Consider the following 4299-nt stretch of genomic DNA (forward strand, 5'->3'; position numbering starts at 1 on the left):
GGCCGGAGCGGCCGCCGGGGTCGGGGTGGCCGCGGCGGGCGTGGAGGTGGCGGCCGCCGGCGTGGTCGGGGTCGACGGGGCGGCGGCCGGGGCCGTCCCGGCGGCGTCGCCCTCGACGGGTCCACCGGTGGCCGAGGCCGCACGCTCGGCGGTCGCCAGCGCGTCGGAGACACCGGCCACCTTGCCGACCTTCGCGTTCTTCGCCGGGAGCCCGGGCGGTGCGCCCTTGCCCGCGACGGGGGCCTCGGGGACCCGCAGGTCGATCCACGTCGCCCCGCTGGTGCCGGCGTCCCCGAGGACCGCGACCGCCGCCGCCCACTTCGCGTTGATGCGGTTCGTGTCGCGGAACAGGAGGGCGGGACCGTCGGCGAGGCGGACGACGGTGCCGTCGTCGACGCGGGCGACGTGGGCGAGGAGCTCCGCCGGGGCGACGCCGAGGATCGAGGCGGCTGCGCGGCCGCTGCCCTGGACGACGTTCTGACTGGCCCGGGCGCCGCGGATCAGCGGCAGCTCTCCGACGTCCCAGTCCGGGAGGAGCCGCCCGTCCGACGACACGGCGACCTTGCGGCCCCCGGTGTCGACGGCGCCGACGGCGAGCAGCTGCCGGACCTCGACCTGGACGCCGTGCGGGAACTTCGTGTGGACGGTGACGCCGGTGATGCTGGCGGTCTTCGCGACCGCGCGCTTCACCGCGGCGTCGCCGAAGCCGAGGGTGCTCTGCCCCATCGCAGCCCGTTCGATCGCCTGGCGGATCTCGGGAGCGTCGGGCCCCTGGACGCCGACGACCGTCACCCGCTGCACCGTCGAGAGCGGCGTCAGCCGGAAGGTCAGGTAGACGATCGCCAACAGGCCCGCGATCCCGAGCAGCGCGAGGAGCATCAGGCGGCGGTGCCCCGAAGGGCCGCCGACCATCCAGGCGGGGCGGGCGACGCGGAGCGTGGCCCCGGCGTCCTGGACGCGCGAGGAGAAGGACGAGGTCGACATCACCCGTCCCGTTCGCCGCGGGGGGCCGCTGTCCTCCCGCGCGGTCGGCGTTCCCCGCTCGTCCTGCGGCCTCCGAGGGGCCCGCCGTCCGCGGTCCGCGGGTCGGCCGTCCCCGTTCCGGGTCAGCCCGCAGCGGCGACGAGACCGCGGGCGACCGCGTCCACGTCGCCCGCGCCCATGCAGAGGACGAGGTCGCCCTCGCGAAGGAGGGCCGGCAGGCGCTCGAGCGCGTCCTGGATCGTCGGCAGGAGGACGATCGGCCGCCCGTCGGCGGCGTCGGCGGCGGTGCGGGCGAGCGTCAGGCCGGTCACGCCCGAGAAGTCCTCGGCCCGCTCGCGCGCCGGGTAGACGTCGAGGACGCAGACCAGGTCGGCCTCGGCCAGCGCGGCACCGAACTCCGCCGCGAGCATCTGCGTCCGGGAGAACAGGTGCGGCTGGAAGACCGCGACGACCCGTCCCGGCCTCAGGGTGCGTGCCGCCCGGATCGTGGCGGCGACCTCGGTCGGGTGGTGGGCGTAGTCGTCGACGATCTCGGAGCCGGCGGGCCCGGTGCCCACGCGGTCGAAGCGTCGGCCGGTGCCCGGGAACGTCGCCAGCGCCGCGGCGGCGCGCGTCACGTCGGCTCCCGACGCCGCGGCGGCGAGCACCGCGGCCGCGGCGTTCCACGCGTTGTGGAGCCCGGGCTGGCCGAGGGTCACGGCCGTGCCGTCCCACGAGACGGTGCCGGGGTCCGCGTCGGCGCGGTCCCGCACCTCGAAGCGCTGCGCCGCGTCGATCACGTCGACGTGGGCCGCGTCGTACCGGTGGGTCGATCCCGCACGGAGGTCGCCGTCGAGGACCCGGTCCAGCGACGGGCGGTCCCAGACGACGCGGTGCCGGGCGCCGCCCAGGAACTCCCGGAAGGCGTCCTCCAGCCCGGCCAGGCCCTCGTACGTGCCGTGGTGGTCCAGCTCGACGCTGGTGACGACGGCGACCTCGGGGTGCGTCTCGAGGAAGCTGCGGTCGGACTCGTCGGCCTCGACCACGAGCCAGCCCGAGGTGCCGACGTGAACGTTGTGCCCGGTCGCGTGCAGGATGCCGCCGACGAGGTAGGACGGGTCCTCCCCCGCGCCCTGCAGCGCGTGGACGACCATGGCGGAGGTCGTGGTCTTGCCGTGGGCGCCGGCGACGGCGATGACGCGGTGCTCCGCGCAGACCTCGCGGAGGAGCTGGTGGCGGGAGCGGTCCGGCAGCCCACGGCGCCGGGCCTCGGCGCGCTCGGGGTTGTCCTCGGGGATCGCGGTCGACGAGACGACGACGAGGTCGTCCCCGTCGGGCACGTTCGCGGCGTCGTGGCCGACCGACACGGGGATCCCGGCCTCGCGCACCCCGGCGAGGTACCGGCTCTCGCCCCGGTCGGACCCGGTGACCTCGGCCCCGAGGCCCTTCGCCAGCACCGCGAGGGCGCTCATCCCCGCCCCGGCGATGCCGAGCACGTGCAGGCGACGACCGGACCAGGGTGCGGAGGACATCGCGCCGGAGGGTATCCGGGGGCGCCGTGGGGCGGGGTGCCGGCGCGAGGGGCGGAGGCGCCGCTGAAGGCGCCACGGGGACGCAGACCTCCTCCGCGACATGCGCCGGGTGGATCTCCTGATTCGCCGGGTGCATCAGCCTGCAGGGGTGTTCAGGTCGTCGAACACCCCGGTCGGCCGCCACCGGTGGCCCTGGTCGCGATTCCGTCGCTCCGGGCGTAGGAATCGAGACCACCCCGCCCCGGTCGGCCGCCACCCGTGGACCTGGTCGCGAACCCGTCGCTCCGGACGCCGAGATCAAGACCACCCCGCCGTCGACGCCGACCACCGCCCGCAGCCGACCCCGCCGAAGCCCGCCGACCCCGGCCGGCGTCCCTCCCGCCCGTCAGCCGCCCGCCGCCGCCAGGACCTCGTCCGCGATCGCCCGGGCGGCGTCCGGGCGGGCCAGGGCGGCCGAGGCCTCGGCCATGGTGCGCAGGCGGGTCGGGTCGCCGAGCAGGCCGACGACCGCGTCGCGCAGGCCCTCGGCGGTCAGGTCCGGGTCGGTGATCACGACGGCGGCACCGCCGTCGGCCATCCAGCGGGCGTTGGCGGTCTGGTGGTCGGCCGCGGCGTGCGGGTACGGCACGAGGACCGCCGGCCTGCCGTGGGCGGTGACCTCGGCGATCGAGCCGCCCGAGCGCGCGACGACGAGGTCGCACGCGGCCAGCGCCGGGCTCAGCGGCGACAGGTAGTCGTAGAGGGCGTAGGTGGCGGCGCGCTCGACGTTCTCGGCCGTCGCGTCGGTGGGGATCGCGTCGGCGATGACGGGGACCTCGGTGCCGCCCGCGTCCATGGTCCTCCCGGCAGCGACCACGCGCACGTCCTTCGGGCTCACGCCGTCGCGGTCGTCCTCCAGAGCCACCGTCGTCGCCTCGTCGCCGTCGATCGCCAGACCGCCTGCGGCCCGGACGCGCGGGGCCAGGTCGGGGAAGTCCCGGCGGCCCGAGGCGTGCAGGACGGCGACGTCCGTCTCCCCCGACCCGTCCAGCGCCGGGGCGCGCAGGCCCGTCAGGCCGCCGACGGCGGCCTCGTTGACCGATCGGGCGCCCAGCGATCCGCCGAAGACGAGGACCGTCGGGGTGCGCTCGTCGAGGCCGAATCGGGCGCGGGCACCCGCGTGGTCGGCGAACGGCGGCGGCACCGGTCGGCCGGTGACGAGGAACGTGGGCTCGTCGCGTCCGGCGATCGGGAAGCCGAGACAGACCCGGTGCGCCCGGGAGTGCAGCATGCGGTTGGACACCCCGAGGTGGGAGTCCGCCTCCGTCAGGACGAGCGGGATGCGCCGCGAGACGGCGGCAGCGCCGACCACGCCGGCGACGTAGCCCCCGCCGCCCATCACGGCGTCGGGCTGCAGCTCGCGCAGGATCCTCCGCGCGGCGCGGACGGCCCCGACGGCGCGCCCACCGGCCCGGGCGGCCTTCAGCGGGTTGGTGCGGCTGAACCCCTCGACGGAGATCCGCCGCAGCTCGTAGCCGGCCTCGGGGACGAGCCGCTGCTCCTCGCGGTCTCCGCCGACGAAGACGACGCGGTGGCCGGCGTCACGAAGCGCGTCGGCGACCGCCAGCGCGGGCACCACGTGCCCCGCCGTCCCGCCGGCTCCGATCACGAACGTCCTGGAGGTCGTCACCGTCGGATCGTGACGCACCCGACAGACGTTCGGCCTCTGCCCGCGCGGTCGCCAGGCCGAGGCTGGGCACGGGTCGCACGTTCGGGGTCCGCCGCGGGCGCGGTGCGGGCGCCTTGCGCGGGGCCGGGGCGGGGC

General features: G+C 77.0%; 3 protein-coding genes. All 3 read right to left on the minus strand.

Features of this window, described 5'->3' with window-relative positions:
• A partial coding sequence (locus Q7T67_RS21090; RefSeq protein WP_304794750.1) for a cell division protein FtsQ/DivIB occupies positions 1-984 on the minus strand: 984 nt, incomplete at its 3' end.
• A gap of 122 nt (positions 985-1106) precedes the next feature.
• Positions 1107-2495 (minus strand): UDP-N-acetylmuramate--L-alanine ligase, encoded by a 1389-nt coding sequence (gene murC / locus Q7T67_RS21095; protein ID WP_304794754.1) that lies wholly within the window; start codon positions 2493-2495, stop codon positions 1107-1109.
• A gap of 385 nt (positions 2496-2880) precedes the next feature.
• Positions 2881-4164 (minus strand): glycosyltransferase, encoded by a 1284-nt coding sequence (locus tag Q7T67_RS21100; RefSeq protein ID WP_304794757.1) that lies wholly within the window; start codon positions 4162-4164, stop codon positions 2881-2883.
• Positions 4165-4299 lie beyond the last annotated feature (135 nt).

This window comes from Patulibacter sp. (assembly GCF_030655195.1).
GTDB lineage: Bacteria > Actinomycetota > Thermoleophilia > Solirubrobacterales > Solirubrobacteraceae > Patulibacter.

Excerpts from the sequence above, each read along its gene's own strand:
- murC (WP_304794754.1), bottom strand. The coding sequence starts at position 2,495 with ATGTCCTCCGCACCCTGGTCCGGTCGTCGCCTGCACGTGCTCGGCATC.